This window comes from Mycolicibacterium sp. Y3, from assembly GCF_051188035.1.
Lineage (GTDB): Bacteria > Actinomycetota > Actinomycetes > Mycobacteriales > Mycobacteriaceae > Mycobacterium > Mycobacterium fluoranthenivorans.
Genome location: NZ_JAVQLT010000001.1, coordinates 5,471,949 through 5,485,843 on the forward strand (window position 1 = coordinate 5,471,949; position 13,895 = coordinate 5,485,843).

11 protein-coding genes are annotated in these 13,895 nt (G+C 67.2%); 2 read left to right on the forward strand and 9 right to left on the reverse strand.

What is annotated here, in order from left to right; translation table 11 throughout:
- Positions 1 to 12: 12 nt before the first annotated feature.
- From QN239_RS26720 to QN239_RS26740, 5 genes are all read right to left on the reverse strand, one after another.
- The gene (locus QN239_RS26720) at positions 13 to 1,458 is read right to left on the reverse strand and encodes an aldehyde dehydrogenase family protein (protein WP_499014931.1); all 1,446 of its coding nucleotides are present in this window, start codon (positions 1,456 to 1,458) and stop codon (positions 13 to 15) included.
- The gene (locus QN239_RS26725; RefSeq protein WP_499014932.1) at positions 1,455 to 2,699 is read right to left on the reverse strand and encodes an NAD(P)/FAD-dependent oxidoreductase; all 1,245 of its coding nucleotides are present in this window, start codon (positions 2,697 to 2,699) and stop codon (positions 1,455 to 1,457) included. Before QN239_RS26725 ends, QN239_RS26720 begins: the two co-directional genes overlap by 4 nt.
- Entirely contained in the window at positions 2,696 to 3,046 is a 351-nt protein-coding gene (locus QN239_RS26730; RefSeq protein WP_090359856.1) for a Rieske (2Fe-2S) protein, read from the reverse strand. The genes QN239_RS26725 and QN239_RS26730 overlap by 4 nt, the downstream gene beginning before the upstream one ends.
- Positions 3,047 to 3,110: 64 nt before the next feature.
- Positions 3,111 to 3,830 carry an iron-containing redox enzyme family protein gene (locus QN239_RS26735; protein ID WP_090360518.1) on the reverse strand — a complete coding sequence of 240 codons (720 nt, stop codon included), beginning with the start codon at positions 3,828 to 3,830 and terminating at the stop codon, positions 3,111 to 3,113.
- Between the two features lie 193 nt (positions 3,831 to 4,023).
- Positions 4,024 to 4,476 (reverse strand): GlcG/HbpS family heme-binding protein, encoded by a 453-nt coding sequence (locus QN239_RS26740; RefSeq protein WP_090359859.1) that lies wholly within the window; start codon positions 4,474 to 4,476, stop codon positions 4,024 to 4,026.
- A gap of 220 nt (positions 4,477 to 4,696) precedes the next feature.
- On the opposite strand from QN239_RS26740, the gene QN239_RS26745 reads away from it, so the two are divergent.
- Complete coding sequence (locus QN239_RS26745; RefSeq protein WP_499014933.1) at positions 4,697 to 6,367, forward strand: PucR family transcriptional regulator; 1,671 nt, start codon at positions 4,697 to 4,699, stop codon at positions 6,365 to 6,367.
- Between the two features lie 11 nt (positions 6,368 to 6,378).
- Here QN239_RS26745 and QN239_RS26750 read toward each other — a convergent pair whose 3' ends face one another.
- Positions 6,379 to 7,773, reverse strand: a complete 1,395-nt coding sequence (locus QN239_RS26750) for an MFS transporter (RefSeq protein WP_499014934.1) — start codon at positions 7,771 to 7,773, stop codon at positions 6,379 to 6,381.
- Between the two features lie 369 nt (positions 7,774 to 8,142).
- On the opposite strand from QN239_RS26750, the gene QN239_RS26755 reads away from it, so the two are divergent.
- Positions 8,143 to 9,717: a hypothetical protein gene (locus QN239_RS26755; RefSeq protein WP_499014937.1), complete on the forward strand. Its 1,575-nt coding sequence runs from the start codon at positions 8,143 to 8,145 to the stop codon at positions 9,715 to 9,717.
- Positions 9,718 to 9,756: 39 nt separating this feature from the next.
- Here the strand turns inward: QN239_RS26755 and QN239_RS26760 are convergent, their stop codons facing one another.
- The 3 genes from QN239_RS26760 to QN239_RS26770 form a co-directional block, all read right to left on the reverse strand.
- Positions 9,757 to 10,611, reverse strand: a complete 855-nt coding sequence (locus QN239_RS26760; RefSeq protein ID WP_090359867.1) for a formylglycine-generating enzyme family protein — start codon at positions 10,609 to 10,611, stop codon at positions 9,757 to 9,759.
- Positions 10,608 to 11,318, reverse strand: a complete 711-nt coding sequence (locus QN239_RS26765) for a hypothetical protein (RefSeq protein WP_499014940.1) — start codon at positions 11,316 to 11,318, stop codon at positions 10,608 to 10,610. Before QN239_RS26765 ends, QN239_RS26760 begins: the two co-directional genes overlap by 4 nt.
- A 116-nt stretch (positions 11,319 to 11,434) precedes the next feature.
- Positions 11,435 to 13,786, reverse strand: a complete 2,352-nt coding sequence (locus QN239_RS26770; RefSeq protein ID WP_499014943.1) for an arylsulfatase — start codon at positions 13,784 to 13,786, stop codon at positions 11,435 to 11,437.
- Between the last annotated feature and the right edge of the window lie 109 nt (positions 13,787 to 13,895).

A 13,895-nucleotide genomic window follows, 5' to 3' on the forward strand; every position in this document is an offset into this window, starting at 1 on the left:
GGTCACTGCGCGTCAGGTGTTGAGGTAGACGGTCTTCTCGGCGAGATAGAACTCCATCATCGAAGCCCCGGCCTGTTCCTTGAACGTCGCGGTGGACGAGGCCTTGTAGCCGCCGAACGGTGCGTTCATCGCCATCCCGGTGGTCGGCTGGTTGATCTTGACCAGACCGGTCCGCGACTCACGCACGAACCGCTGCGCGGTGAGCAGGTCCGAGGTGACGATCGCCGCCGACAGCCCGAACTCGGTAGCGTTGGCCAGCTCGATCGCCTCGTTCAGTGACCCCGCCCGCTGGAAGGCCAACAGCGGGCCGAACACCTCTTCGGTGACGATGCGCATCGTGGGCTCGGTATCGGTGAACACGGCGGGCCGCACGAAATGGCCACCTGGACTGGCCGCCACATCCACGGTGGTGCCCCCGCACCGCAGCCGTGCACCTTCGGCCACCCCGACCGCCACATAGTGCGCGAACTTGTCGAGTTGTTGCGCGCTCGCCAGTGCGCCCATGTCCACACCGTCAACCGCGCCCGGGCCGACCACCAGGGCGTTGGTGCGCCGGACGACGCGCTCGACCAGTTCGTCGTGTACCGCATCGGTGGCGATCACCCGGCTGGTGCCGGTGCAGGCCTGACCGGACAACCCGAAGGCGCCCTTGACGATCAGCGCCGCCGCGCGGTCCAGGTCGGCATCGTCGGCGACGAGCACCGGATTCTTGCCACCCATCTCCAGCTGAACCCGCCGGTGCGGTCCGACCCGGCCGTGGATGGCGCGGCCGACTTCCGTGGAACCGGTGAACGTGACCGCCGCGATGCGTTCGTCAGCGGCCACCGCGGCCCCGGCCACCCCGTCGCCCTGGACGAGCGCGATCACCGAGGGCGGCAGCCCGCCGGCCAGCAGTGCCTCGACGAGACGCTGACCCATGAGTGGAGTGAGCTCGGAAGGCTTGAACAGCACCGGGTTTCCGACCGCCAGGGCCGGTCCGAGCTTGCGGGAGGGAATGTTCAGCGGGAAGTTCCAGGGTGTGATCGCACCGACGACCCCGACCGGTTCGCGCAGCGTGTACACCAGGGTGCCACCGGCCGCGGGCAGCGTCACTCCCCCGCTGCGGGTCGCCTCGGCGGCGTAGAACCGCAGATTCGCCGGTGTGCGGCCGACTTCCATAGTCGCTTCGGCGAGGGTCTTGCCCTCCTCCCGGACCAGCTCGGCGATCAGTTCAGGGCCGCGCCTCTCCAGCTCTGCCGCAGCCGATTCCAGGATCGCCGCGCGTCGCTCGGGTGCACTGGCGGCCCACTCCGGCGCGGCCTTCGCCAACCCATCGACGGCGTTGGCGACATCGGCGGGCCCCGAGGCGGGGAAGGTTCCGATGAGATCGGTCGGGTCGGCCGGATTGGTCCGGGTGAAGGTGTTTCCGGACTGAGCGGGCACCCAGGCGCCGCCGATGAAGTTGAGTCCTGAGGTCATTGCTGTACCTGCGATTCTTCGTCGACGTCTGCGTAGGCGAGGTCCCACAGATCGGTGCTCTCGTCGCGCAGGGCAGCCACCTCGACCTCGCGGCCCAGCAGCTCCCGCGCGGCCATGATGTCCTCTCCACGGTCGACGGCGAAGGCGCCCCGCACGGTGGCGCCTTCGAGGTAGAAGCCGGTGAAGTCCCGTGCACCGATATCACCGCGGATCACCGGATCTCCGGTTGCCGCACCGATGAATTGGAGGTTGTGCCCGTGCTGGTCCGACCAGAACCACGGCGCGTCATCCGAGGGCATGTCGCGGCCGAGCATCGCGTTCGACACCGCGACACCCTGCCTGCTGGCATTGTCGAAATGCTCCAGGCGAACGTGGCGGCCCGCCCGCTCGGAGTACCGGCGTGCCACGTCGCCGGCCGCGAAGACGCCCGGGATGCTGGTGCGGCCCGACGCGTCCACCACGATACCGTCGTCGACACCCAGCCCGGACGCCTCGGCGGCGGTCGTGTTCGGCGTGATGCCGATACCGATCACGACGGCGTCGGCCTCGAAAGGTTCTGCCGCACCGGTGATGTCGATGAGCACACCGTCGGCGGTGGTCCGGATGCCGGCCAACCGCACCCCGGTGCGCAGGTCCACGCCGTGGTCGCGGTGCAGCCGGCAGACGGCCTCGCCCATGGCGGATCCGAGGATGCGGGCCAGCGGCACCGGTACCGATTCGAACACGGTGACCGACACACCCGCGGCGGCCGCAGTGGCCGCGATCTCCAGGCCGATGAAGCCCGCGCCGATGATGGCCAGCCGCCGCCCCGGCACCAGCACCGGGGCCAGCCGCAGGGCGTCGTCGAGCGTGCGCAGGTAGTTCACGAGATCGGGCCGCGGGCCGGGCACGGTCAGCGTTCTCGGAGTTCCTCCGGTGGCGAAAAGCACTGCGTCGGCTTCGATATCGGCCCCGCTGTCCACCGCAACGGTCCGTGACGCCGGCTCCACCCGCAGCACACTCGTTCCGGTGACGATCTCCACGTCGTTGTCGGCGATCCAGCTGGGGCGCAGAATCCAGAGGGCGGCCTCGGTGTCGGTGCCTGCCAGGAACTCCTTGGACAGCGGCGGGCGCTGATAGGGCGCGTGTGGTTCGTCACCGATGAGCATGATGCGGCCGTCGAACCCCTGCCTGCGCAGGTTGCGGGCGGCGACGGCGGCTGCTTGTCCGGCGCCGACGGTGACGATGGTGCGCGGTGTCATATCCGCGCCTCCTCTTCGGTTCGGGCCGGCACGCGGCTTTCCGGCGCGAGGTTGACGTAGACGGTGCCATCGTCATCGACGCGCACCGGGTAGGTGGGCTGACAGAGGTCCTGGTCGGCTTCGTAGCCGGTCTCCAGGTCGAACTGCCACTGATGGCCCGGGCAGATCACCTTGCCGTGCAGCAGTGTGCCCTTGAACAGCGAACGATCCTGGTGCACACAGAGATCGGCGAAGGCATACACCTTGCCCTCAGTCTGGAACAGGGCGACGGCGATACCACCGACCTCGACCCGCAGCTTGCGGCGTCTGCCCAGTTCGCGCGCGGTGGCGACCGCGGTCCATTCCATGATTCTCCTGTCCGATTTCGGCGCGCCCACGCTCGCGCAGCGGACGTGGGCGCGCCGAAATCACTCAGACCGCGACCGGCTCCAGCTCGGGTGCGACGTAGGTGTCATACAGACCCTTGGTGTAGGAGAACCGCATCTCGGCTCCCCACCGCACCATCTGCAGGCAACGCTGCTGCAGCTGCGGGGTGTCGGCGTGGTCCAGCACGATCTGGTAGCCGCGTTCGCCGTGCACCACGTCGGAGGTGATGTGCAGATCGAAGAACTCGATCTCGTCCTCGGTGAACTTGTAGACCTCTCGCAGCGGCACGATCTGCTTGGTGTAGATGCTGGGCACCTGAGATTCCAGCCCCACCACCAGCGCAGCCGTCGCCACCACGAAGTGCTCACGCTGCGACACCGCGTAGCACCAGGACTGCAGGCCACGGGTGATGGCGTTCATGTTGTTGGGGTCCTCGATGCGTTCCTTGGTGGTGCCGCACGCCTCGCCGAACTTGATCAGCAGGTCGGTGTGCCGGATGTCGGCGAGTTCCTCTTCGTACATGTTCTGCAACGTGAAGTCTTTGGCGCCGGTGAACTCGTCGGGGGTGTTGGCGTAGATGTTGGCCAGGTAATCGGCGAACGGTCCGACGTAGTGGAAGTGGTTCTCGGCCCAGCGGGCGAAATGGTGGCGCTCCAGCCGACCCTCGGCCCACGCCTTGGAGAACGATGCGTTCTTGGCCTCGCGACCCTTGATGGCGTTCTCGAGTTCTGCGCGGAACTCCTCACGGCCCAGTAGTTCGGTCATGGAATCGATCCCTTCGATCAGTTGATTTCGCGAAATCATCGGCAGAAAAGGATGTTTCGCAATGGATGTGGCTGCGAGACGATGCGACAGTGCGAAGTCGGCTCTGCACCAACGACGTTAGCCAGCAGACCGGCGTTGCGACATGGACAACTTCACCCCGCAGGAGCGACGTCACGAGTCATCGTGCACACCCTCAACGGCTGACGACGGCCGCGGTCAGCGCCTCGAACTCGGCCAGGATCGCCGCGCCGACCGCCTTGTCCTGTGCGCCGTTACCACCGCTGATCCCGACGCCACCGATGATCTGGCCGTTGAAGACGAGCGGAAATCCGCCCACGAAGACCGCGAACTTACCCGGCAGCATGTGGCTGATACCGAAGGCCTCGTTACCCGGCAGTGCCGGGCCGTCGGGCGCCTCGTTGAACAGGTGAGTGGCCCGCTCGTGGCCCGCCGCGGTGAACGCCTTGGCGATGGAGATGTCCACCCCGGTCAACCGGGCCCCTGGAAGGCGATGCAGGGCAAGGACATTGCCGCCGTCATCGCAGATGCACAGCGTCTGCTTGACCCCGATCTCTTCTGCCTTGGCCCGGCCGGCGGCGAGCAGGGGCAGGGCGTCGTCGAGAGTGATCCGGTAGATCTGGTGCATATCTGCTGACCTCCTGAAGTTTGTCGGTGATGACCGATTCGGGCTGTTCGCCTGGTGCATGTCTACCGGCGCAAGCGGGCGCCCGCCTTGGTCACAATGTCCGCTTTGTCGGCCGCATCATGGTCAAACTGCACATAGTCTGTGGGCAGTCGACAGTGTGATCGTGGTGGTTCGATCCGCCACCGCGACGACGAACGCGCCGCACAGAGCAGGTGAGGACATGCCAGCAGAGCACCCGCACGGTGACCGGATGACGGTCGCCGGACTGCTCGATGAATCGCTCATGTCGGGTGCCCGGGTGATGGCCGGGCACGATCACCTCGGTAGCGAGTTGCATTGGGTTCTGCCGCTTTCCGAGGTGTTGTCCGGCCACGAGCCACTCGACGGCGTCGCGGTCTACGCGCGTCCGGAAGCGCTGCTCGGCACCGCCGGCGCCCTGGCCGCGCTCGCCGCCCGCGGCGCCACCACCCTGCTGGTCGACGGTGCGGTCCCCGCCGATTTCCCGGCGGCCCTGCCTGCCGGGCTGGTGGTGATCGAGATGGCTTTTCCGGTCGGGTTCACCGCCCTGAACCGGCTGTTGGCGGAGCGGGCGCTGAGCCGGGAAGTGCACGTGATGCGGTACGCCACACACGTGCACACCTCCTTGGCGGGACTTTTTCACCGTGGGGCCGGGCTGCAGATATTGATCCGCGAGGTGTCCAACCTCGCCCGTAACCCCGCGGTCGCACTGGACGCCCGTGGCCAGATCGTGGCCCACAACGGCTTGGCCGCCGAGGCGGCGGGGGTTCTCACCGAGGTCATCGTGCCGAGGTTGACGGTCGACCTGCCGGCCGCCGCCCGGCTCTCGGGTCATCACGACACCCGTGTCGAGCACCTCGCGGACCCGCACGGCAACACCTGGACCGCCATCTCCACGGCCATCCGGCTCGGCAAGGCCTTCGAAGGCTGGGTCCTCGTCCTGGTCCCGAATTCCGCACCGGGTGCCCACGATCTGGCACGGCACATCGTCGTCACCGAGCAGGCGACCGCGATCATCGGTTCGGAGATGTTGCGACAGCACAGCGTCGATGAGGCCGAGGAACGCGCCCGCGGTGATTTCGTCCAGGCCCTGGTCCACGGCCACTTCTCCAGCGAGCACGATATGCGCGCACGGGCGGAGTACCACGACATCGACATCGATTCGCAGTTCGGCGTTTTCGTCGCGCCGGGCGCGATTCCCCATGGGGTGGACAATCCCGCGGCGAGCATGGTCCGGCTGGCCCGGTATGCCGCCAACGTGGCACCCGATCCCGCCGTCCGCTCCTATGTCACCGTGCTGGGTGACGTCCTGGTGGTGGTGCGCTCACTCCGTGGCGGCGATGACGCCGCGCGACACCGCGAGATGGTTCACTACGCCGAGGCGATGGCAGCCGAACTGGAGAACCGCCGCGGCGCTGCGGTCGCCGTGTCCTACAGCAGACCGGCCGGTGGTGCACAAGCCGTCTCGGCCACCTACCGCGAAGCCCGCATCGCGCTGGGTATCGCACGCAGGCTGGGGCTCACCGGCGCGGTGTCCTATCAGGATCTGCGGAGTTTCACGGTGCTCGCCGAGATCGCCGAGACCGAACAGAGCAAGGCACTGGTCAACGACATCCTGGGCCCCCTGCGGGCCACTCCCGATCTGCGCGAGTTCCTGACCGGCTACCTGGCACACGGCGGGAACGTCAACGCCACCGCCCGGGTGCTCAATGTGCACCGCAACACCATGCTCACCAAGTTGGATCGGGTGTCGCGGGCGATCGGTCTCGATATCCGGTTGCCCGACAACCAGTTCACCGTCTGGCTGGCGATCCGGCTGGACCTGCTCAGCGAGGTGCACGCCGCTGTCGACCGGGAGGCCAGCTTCCACTGACCGAGGCGGCGCTATCGCTCGGGCATCGGATCGGGCCCGACGAACGAGCCCAGCAGTCCGAGCGCGGCAACAACGGAGACCATCGCGAACGCGAGCATGAAACCGATGGTGGCGCCCAGGCCCAGGGCGATCGCCACCCACGCCGCGCCCATCGCCGAGCCACCGAAGCGCACCAGGTTGAACAATCCGAGTCCGGTGCCCTGCGCCCCGGCAGGAGAGCGGGTGGCGCCGGTGGCCGCCGGCGTCTGCACGAATGCCGTTCCGATGCCGATCAGGACCAGAACCCCCACGAAGCCGGCCAACCCCCAACGTTTTTCGACCAGATGCGTGCCGACGGCCGCACAGAGCAGGGCCTGGCCGAGGATCAGCAGCGCCAACCCGGTGCGTAAGACCCGGCGGGCCCCGACCCGGTCCAGGTAGCGCCCGACCAGCGGGCCCAGGATCACCATCGAAGCCGGGATCGCCAGCAGCACCGCGCCGGCCAGCGACCCGGTCCGGCCGCTGCCGACGAGGTAGAGGGGCACCGCGAGCAGCGTGGCTCCGAGGCTGAACATGAACGCGAACGCGCCCAGGGTGCTGCGCACGAACCGGGCCTCAGCCACGAGCCGGACATCGACGAACGGCTCCGGCACCCGCAGGCAATGCCGGACGAAAAAGATCAGGACCGCTACGGCCACCATCACCGCGAGGGCAACGACCGCCGAAAGACCTTGCTGCGGGACGAGCGCGACGCCGAGGATCAGCAGCCCCGACCCGAGGGTCAGTGAAGTCGCGCCGATGGTGTCGAAACGCATCGTGGTGCCGGGATGACGCGGGATGTGGAGCAGGGTGCCGATCAGACCGGCCAGCGCGACCGGCACGAGCGGCACGAACACCCATCTCCACCCCCAGCCGTCAGCGACGAAGCCGCCCATGGTGGGTCCGATGGCCTGGCCGATGCCGTTCACCGAGGCCCACAGCCCCACCGCTCTGCCCCGCCGCTCCCCGGCGAACAGCCAGGTCAGCAGACCGAGCACCGCCGGCCCGAGGGCGGAGGCCGCCGCACCGCCCACACAGCGCCACAGGATCAGCAGTTCCAGCGACGGAGCGGTCGCGGCGCCGAGGGCGCACACCGCGGTGGCGACCATCGAGGCGCAGTAGACCCGCCGCCTGCCGAACCGGTCGCCGATCCAGCCGACCAGCGGCATCGTCGCGGTGAACGTCATCAGGAAGCCGACCACCACGAATACGCCGCTGCCCAGCGGTGCGTCGAATTCGGCGAGGATGGCCGGCATGGGCACGTTCACCACGTTGTTACTCACCGTGCCGACCAACGTCCCGGAGAGCAGCGCGGCGAGGGCCAACGGCGTGCCGGCCTCGTCGGGGACCGCCGTGCCCGCGGGCACGCGGCTGTCTGTGTCAGTCATGGCAGGGCTTCCGTGGCCGATCTGTGTGGTGTGGCTGGGCGAGGTGCATGAGCACCCCGAAGCCACTGTCTCACTCACGCCGCGGCAGAGGTGGCGCCCGTATACGCCAAGGCGCACAGAGAAGCCGCTCCGAGTTGGGCATCGTGCACAGGCCGTGCTGGGCCCCTCATCGTGACGGTCCGCACCCCAGCGCGGACTTTTAACGTTGGCGAAACACCGCGACATCAGGATGACAATGTCGGAACACGTTGCACAGGGGCGCACGCACAGCGTTGTGCACTCTGTGCGTTGACCCGTTCACGCAACGAGTCGAGCATTCCCCCATCAGACTGCACAGCCCACGAGCAGTTGTGAGTGAAAAGACCCCCGATGGATACACACCTCAGCGCAGCCCACTGGATCTATCTGGCCGGAATCGTGGTCATTCTCATCACGATGGCGCTGCGGAAGAACATCGTGGTGCCGGCGGTCGTCGCGACTCTGCTTACTGCCTGGGTGTTTTCGGGCAGCATCGTGACCGGACTCGCGTCGATCTTCAATGCCAGCCTGGTGGCCGCCCACGAGCTGTTCAATATCTTCCTGATCATCGCCTTCGTGACGGCGATGCTCGGCGCGCTGCGCGAGATGGGCGCCGACCGGCTGATGGTGGCCCCATTCCGGCGGGTGATGCGTGCGGGCACAAGCAGTTTCGTCGTCCTGGCCATAGTCACCTACGTCATCTCACTGTTCTTCTGGCCGACTCCTGCGGTACCACTGGTGGGTGCCGTGCTCATCCCGGTGGCGATACGCGCCGGTATGAGTCCACTGTCGGTCGGCATGGTGATCGCCATCGCAGGCCAGGGCATGGCGCTGTCGTCGGACTACATCATCAAGGTCGCCCCGGGAATCTCGGCGACCGCAGCGGGTGTAGATACCGACAGTGTCGCCGACAAGGCCATGGTGCTGTCGCTGATCGTCGGTCTCGTCGCGTTGGCCATCACCTACCTCACCCAGCGCAGGACCTGGCAGAAGCCGTCCCCGGATCTGTTGGTGGATTGGGAGAACAAGGCCGACAAGCTCGGCGTCCCGATCAGTGCGGACAGCACCGGCGATACGGGATCGGTCGGCACTCACAGCTCGGGCCTCGGTGGTGACGCACCGGTTCCGGCCGGCGGCAGCAGTAGCACCGAAGTGCACGCCGCGACCGCGACGACCGTGCTCGCGCCCGCCAAGTCCGACCCGGCAACAACGTCGAGATCATTGTCGGCCAAGGCGTTCGCGACGATTGTGCCACTGGCTTACCTGACGCTGATCGTCTATCTGTTGCTGGGCAAGTTCACCAGCCTGGTACCGCCCCTGCAGGGCGGTGAGGCTGCGGGCATCGTCGGCGGCATTGCGGCGATGCTGCTGTTTGCCGCCTGCCTGACCAACAACAAAAGGGCATTCCTGGAGAGTTCCTCGACCCACATCGTCGACGGCCTGGTGTTCGCATTCAAAGCCATGGGCATCGTGTTGCCGATCGCCGGATTCTTCTTCATCGGCAACGGTGACTTCTCCGCTCAGATCCTCGGAATGCCCAAGGGCACAACGGGACCGGCGCTACTGTTCGATCTCATCAACGCCGCCCTGTCCCATGTCGCGCCGAATGCGTTCCTCATCGCGTTCACGGTGTTGTTCGTCGGTGTCATCGCGGGCCTGGAGGGTTCCGGGTTCAGCGGACTCCCACTCACGGGCTCGCTGTCGGGTGCGTTGGGCACGGCCGCCGGGATGGACCCCTCGACGTTGGCAGCAATCGGCCAGATGGGCAATATCTGGTCCGGCGGCGGCACGCTGGTCGCATGGTCCTCGCTGGTGGCGGTAGCCGGCTTCGCGCGGGTCCCCGTCCTCACCCTGGCGCGGAAGTGCTTCCTGCCGGTGATCACCGGTTTGGTGCTCTGCACGGTCTTCGCGATTCTCGCGTTCTGAGGGCGCTGCCCCAGTCGGGCGGCGCGGGATGACCCCCGGCTACGCCGCGCAGCGGAACCCGATATGCGTTGTCGCCGTGTCCCTGGACTGCGGCGACCTGGCCGCAGGGCGATAGCGGTGGCAGTACTCCGGCGCGCACAGATGCGATCCGCCCTTGAGCGCCTGACTCACTCCGGGATCGTCGGCGGGTAGGCAGCACGCGTTGGCGACCCGCCCGGTGAATTCGGTGGTCGTCCACTCCCACACGTTGCCGATCATGTCGACCAGCCCGAAGGCGTTGGGGGCGAACGTGCCGACCGGGGAGGTGCCCCTCCAGCCGGCCGCGCCGTCGTTGCGGTACGGGAAGGCGCCCTGCCAGGTGTTCGCCATCAGCTCTCCGCCCGGCTTCGCGTCATCACCCCACGCGTAGGTCGACTCCGATCCGGCCCGCGCCGCGTACTCCCACTCGGCCTCGGTCGGTAACCGGCGGCCCACCCAGGCCGCATAGGCCAGCGCGTCGGCGTACGCGACCTGAACGACGGGGTGATCGGCGGCGGCTTCGGCATGGTCCGGTCCGAACGGGTGGCGCCAATTCGCCCCGGGTGCCCAGTCCCACCACTGCCGCCAGTCCCCCAGATTCACCGGCCCGGGCGTCTGCCGGAAGACCATGGCCCCGGGTACCAGGTCAGCCGGATCCGCGCCGGGATAGAGCGCCGGATCCATCGGTCGCTCAGCAACGGTCCGGTAGCCGGTGGCATCGACGAATGCGGCGTACTGCGCGGTGGTCACGGGGTGCCTTTCGATCGCGAAAGGTGCGACCTGGACCTGCCGGACCGGCTGTTCCTCCGGGTAGAAACCGGCGGCACCCATCCGGAACCGCCCGCCGGGCAGGGCCACGACTTCGGTCGGCGTCATGGCAGCAGGATCTCGAAATCTCCGGCGAGCAGTTCGGCGGCCGCGTCGAATCCGGTTGTCCCGGTCGGAGCTGTGGTGTGCACCGACACCAGATAGTTGCCGGCGTTGGTCCAGATGTGCACCACCCGGTCGACGAACTCGACCGCATTCTGCGGCGTGTCCGACCATGCGCCGAGCATCTTCTGACCGCTGTACTGACACAGCTCGGCGGGCAGCACGCTGATCGAACTGACCGCGGCCTCCCCCATCAGCCGGTCCGCATACTCGTCGAAGGCTTTCGCCGGCTCCAGCGCCGTGGCCGCGATGGAGATCGTCGAGTCCATCCCCTGCGGTCCCTTGAGATAGCCACCGATATCGCCACTGCCGCCTTGCATCGACCAGCCGTCGGGAACCGGCACCGTGATCACCGGCGCGGCCGGGTCGGCCACCTTGGCGACGAAGCCGACCCGCGGCTTCTGCTCGGGAGCGCACGGCACCGCGTCCGCCGGGATCGGCGCGCGACTGGTGGGGACGACGCCGAAGCCCGACGAATCCGGAGCACCGGTCGGCGAAGTCGGCACTGCCGTCGTCATCGAGGTACCCGGCCGGCCGGTGTCCGCGGCGACCGGGTTGCCCGCACTGGTGCGCACGCACCCGGCGGTGGCGGCGAGCACCAGACACGCCAGCACCGCCGTCGCGGAGCGGGTCATTGCTTCGAGATGTGTCATCAGCCTTTCGCGTGCACTTGAGCCGGTTCCTTGTTCCCCTCACGGTACGGCGCATCCGGGATGCCGACCACCACGGGCCGGAAGGCTCCGCCCACGGAACCTTCCGGCCGGCGTTCTCAGTCCTTCGAAAAGGCGCGGGCCAGTTCCCGTTCCACGTCGCGGTATGGCGTACCCGAGATGTCCACCACCACCTTGGCGATGGTCCCGCCGGTGAAGGCGAACGGCGCCGTGTAGGCGCTGGACACGGTCTGTCCGCTGTTGCGGCCGACCGCGATACCGCCGCCCGAGAGGCCGAAACTACCGGGGTGGCTGCGGATGCCGGCACCGGTCGCCACCACGGTGTCGTCGACGAACAGCGAGACGTCCCCCAGCGGTGTGTGGCTTCCTTCGACGGTGCCGGTGCGCTCATAACGCACCCCGAAGACGTGACTGCCCAGCGGTACCGGCGCCGAGGCCGAGACCCACTGCTCCTCCTCGCCCATGAAGTTGTAGACGTAGTGCAGTCGTCCGTCCTGGATGAACAGCACATGCCCGCCGTGTCCGGCACCGTGTTTGAACAACACGCCCTCAGCGTCAGCGGCATCCACGGTCACCTCGGCCAGCACCGAGAAGGACTGTCCGCGTAATTCGGCGGCGGCGCCGGCACCGACCTCGGCGATGTCCGGGTAGTAGGTGAAGTTGGTGCGATCGACGGCCAGGGAGGGGCGCCATCTGGCGAGCGTCTCCAAGATGTTCAGATCACCCAGCGGGAGCCCGTTGTACTTGGCGGCCTCCGCGAACCACAGCGCCTTGAGCTCCTCCAACTTCTCCGGGTTCGCACCGGCGAGGTCATGGCATTGGCTGCGATCGGACTCGATGTGGAACAACTCCCAACGGTCTTCGTCGAAGTGACCCCAGCCGGCCGGTGACGCCGCGTGCACCGCGTTGGCGAACCACCCGTCATGCCAGATCCCGCGCGTACCCAGCATCGTGTAGAACTGCGTCTGTTTGCCGGTGCTCGCCGTCGGATCATCAAGAGCGGCTTTGAAACTCACCCCGTCCAGCGGCTTCTGTGCGATACCGCGCACCTCGCCCGGCGGGCTGATGCCGAGCAGTTCGTAGACCGTCGGGGTGATGTCGCAGACGTTGACGTAGTTGTCCCGAAACTCACCGTGGGCCTTGATTCCCTTGGGCCAGCTGATGATCGCGGTGTCCGCGATACCGCCTTCATGCGACGCATAGCGCTTGAACAGCTTGTAGGGCGTGTTGAACGCCATCGCCCAGCCGATCGGATAGTGGTTGTAGGTGTCCGGACCACCGAGCTGGTCGTAGAAGCGCATGCTCTCTTCGACGGTGTCGATATAGCCGTTGAAGAACTTGTTCTCGTTGACCGAACCGTTGGGGCCGCCCTCACCGCTGGCCCCGTTGTCGGAGATGACGACGATGATCGTGTTGTCGAGTTGCCCGGACTCCTCGAGGTAGTCCAGGACCCGGCCGATCTGGGCGTCGGTGTAGGACAGGAATCCGGCGAACACCTCTGCCATCCGGGCGAACAGTCGCTTCTCCTGGTCGTTGAGCGTCTCCCACGGCCGCACGGTGTCCTGCAGCGGCCACGGCTCACCGCCTGCGCCCTTGACGTCCAGGTAGGGATTGATCGGGGACAGCTCGGTGTCCGGCGGGACGATGCCGAGTTCCTTCTGGTTCTCCAGCACCAGTTCGCGGTAGAGCTCGTAGCCCATGTCGAACTTGCCGGCGTACCGGTCCGCCCACTCGGCGAAGACGTGATGGGGTGCATGCCCGGCGCCCGGGCACAGATAGGAGAACCACGGTTTGTCCGGCGCGATCACCTTGGAATCGCGGATGAACTCGATTGCCTTGTCCGCCAAATCCTTCGACAGGTGATAGCCGTCCTCGGGAGTCGCCGGCGGCGCTACCGGGTGGTTGTCGTAGACGAGGTCGGGGTACCACTGGTCGGTCTCGCCACCCATGAAGCCGTAGAACCGTTCGAAACCGCGGCCCAGTGGCCAGTGTCGTTTGGTGGCGGCGAGGTTGGACTCCTCCAAGGGCGTCAGGTGCCATTTCCCGACGGCGTAGGTGTTGTAACCGCGTTCGGCGAGCACCTCGGACAACAGCGCGGTGTCCAGCGGGATGCGGCCGTTGCAGTTGGGAAAACCGTCGGTGAACTCCTCGACGGTGGCCATCCCGACCGTGGTGGCGTTACGCCCGGTCAGCAGGGAGGCTCGGGTCGGCGAGCACAGGGCCGTGGTGTGGAACTGCGACAGCCGGACCCCCTTCTCCGCGATCCGGCGCATGGCGGGCATTTCCACCAGCCCGCCGAAGCAATCCCAGGTGGCGATGCCGGTGTCGTCCCACACCAGATACAGCACGTTGGGCGCACCCTCGGGTGCCGTCGGCGCCGCATACGGGCTCCAGTCCGGCTCCGAATCCCGGATGTCGACAGCAATCTTCCCTTTGAACTCCGATGCCATGGCAGCCTCTTGCAGTCGTCGGATCCGCCGTTCGCTCGACGGTCGCCCGGAGACTACACCCGTGGAGTGGGGCGCACCTGAGAAAATTGACGCCGCCATCAATCGGAGG

Coding starts and splice junctions, on each gene's coding strand:
- QN239_RS26720 (WP_499014931.1), bottom strand. CDS start 1,458: ATGACCTCAGGACTCAACTTCATCGGCGGCGCCTGGGTGCCCGCTCAG.
- QN239_RS26725 (WP_499014932.1), bottom strand. CDS start 2,699: ATGACACCGCGCACCATCGTCACCGTCGGCGCCGGACAAGCAGCCGCC.
- QN239_RS26730 (WP_090359856.1), bottom strand. CDS start 3,046: ATGGAATGGACCGCGGTCGCCACCGCGCGCGAACTGGGCAGACGCCGC.
- QN239_RS26735 (WP_090360518.1), bottom strand. CDS start 3,830: ATGACCGAACTACTGGGCCGTGAGGAGTTCCGCGCAGAACTCGAGAAC.
- QN239_RS26740 (WP_090359859.1), bottom strand. CDS start 4,476: ATGCACCAGATCTACCGGATCACTCTCGACGACGCCCTGCCCCTGCTC.
- QN239_RS26745 (WP_499014933.1), top strand. CDS start 4,697: ATGCCAGCAGAGCACCCGCACGGTGACCGGATGACGGTCGCCGGACTG.
- QN239_RS26750 (WP_499014934.1), bottom strand. CDS start 7,773: ATGACTGACACAGACAGCCGCGTGCCCGCGGGCACGGCGGTCCCCGAC.
- QN239_RS26755 (WP_499014937.1), top strand. CDS start 8,143: ATGGATACACACCTCAGCGCAGCCCACTGGATCTATCTGGCCGGAATC.
- QN239_RS26760 (WP_090359867.1), bottom strand. CDS start 10,611: ATGACGCCGACCGAAGTCGTGGCCCTGCCCGGCGGGCGGTTCCGGATG.
- QN239_RS26765 (WP_499014940.1), bottom strand. CDS start 11,318: ATGACACATCTCGAAGCAATGACCCGCTCCGCGACGGCGGTGCTGGCG.
- QN239_RS26770 (WP_499014943.1), bottom strand. CDS start 13,786: ATGGCATCGGAGTTCAAAGGGAAGATTGCTGTCGACATCCGGGATTCG.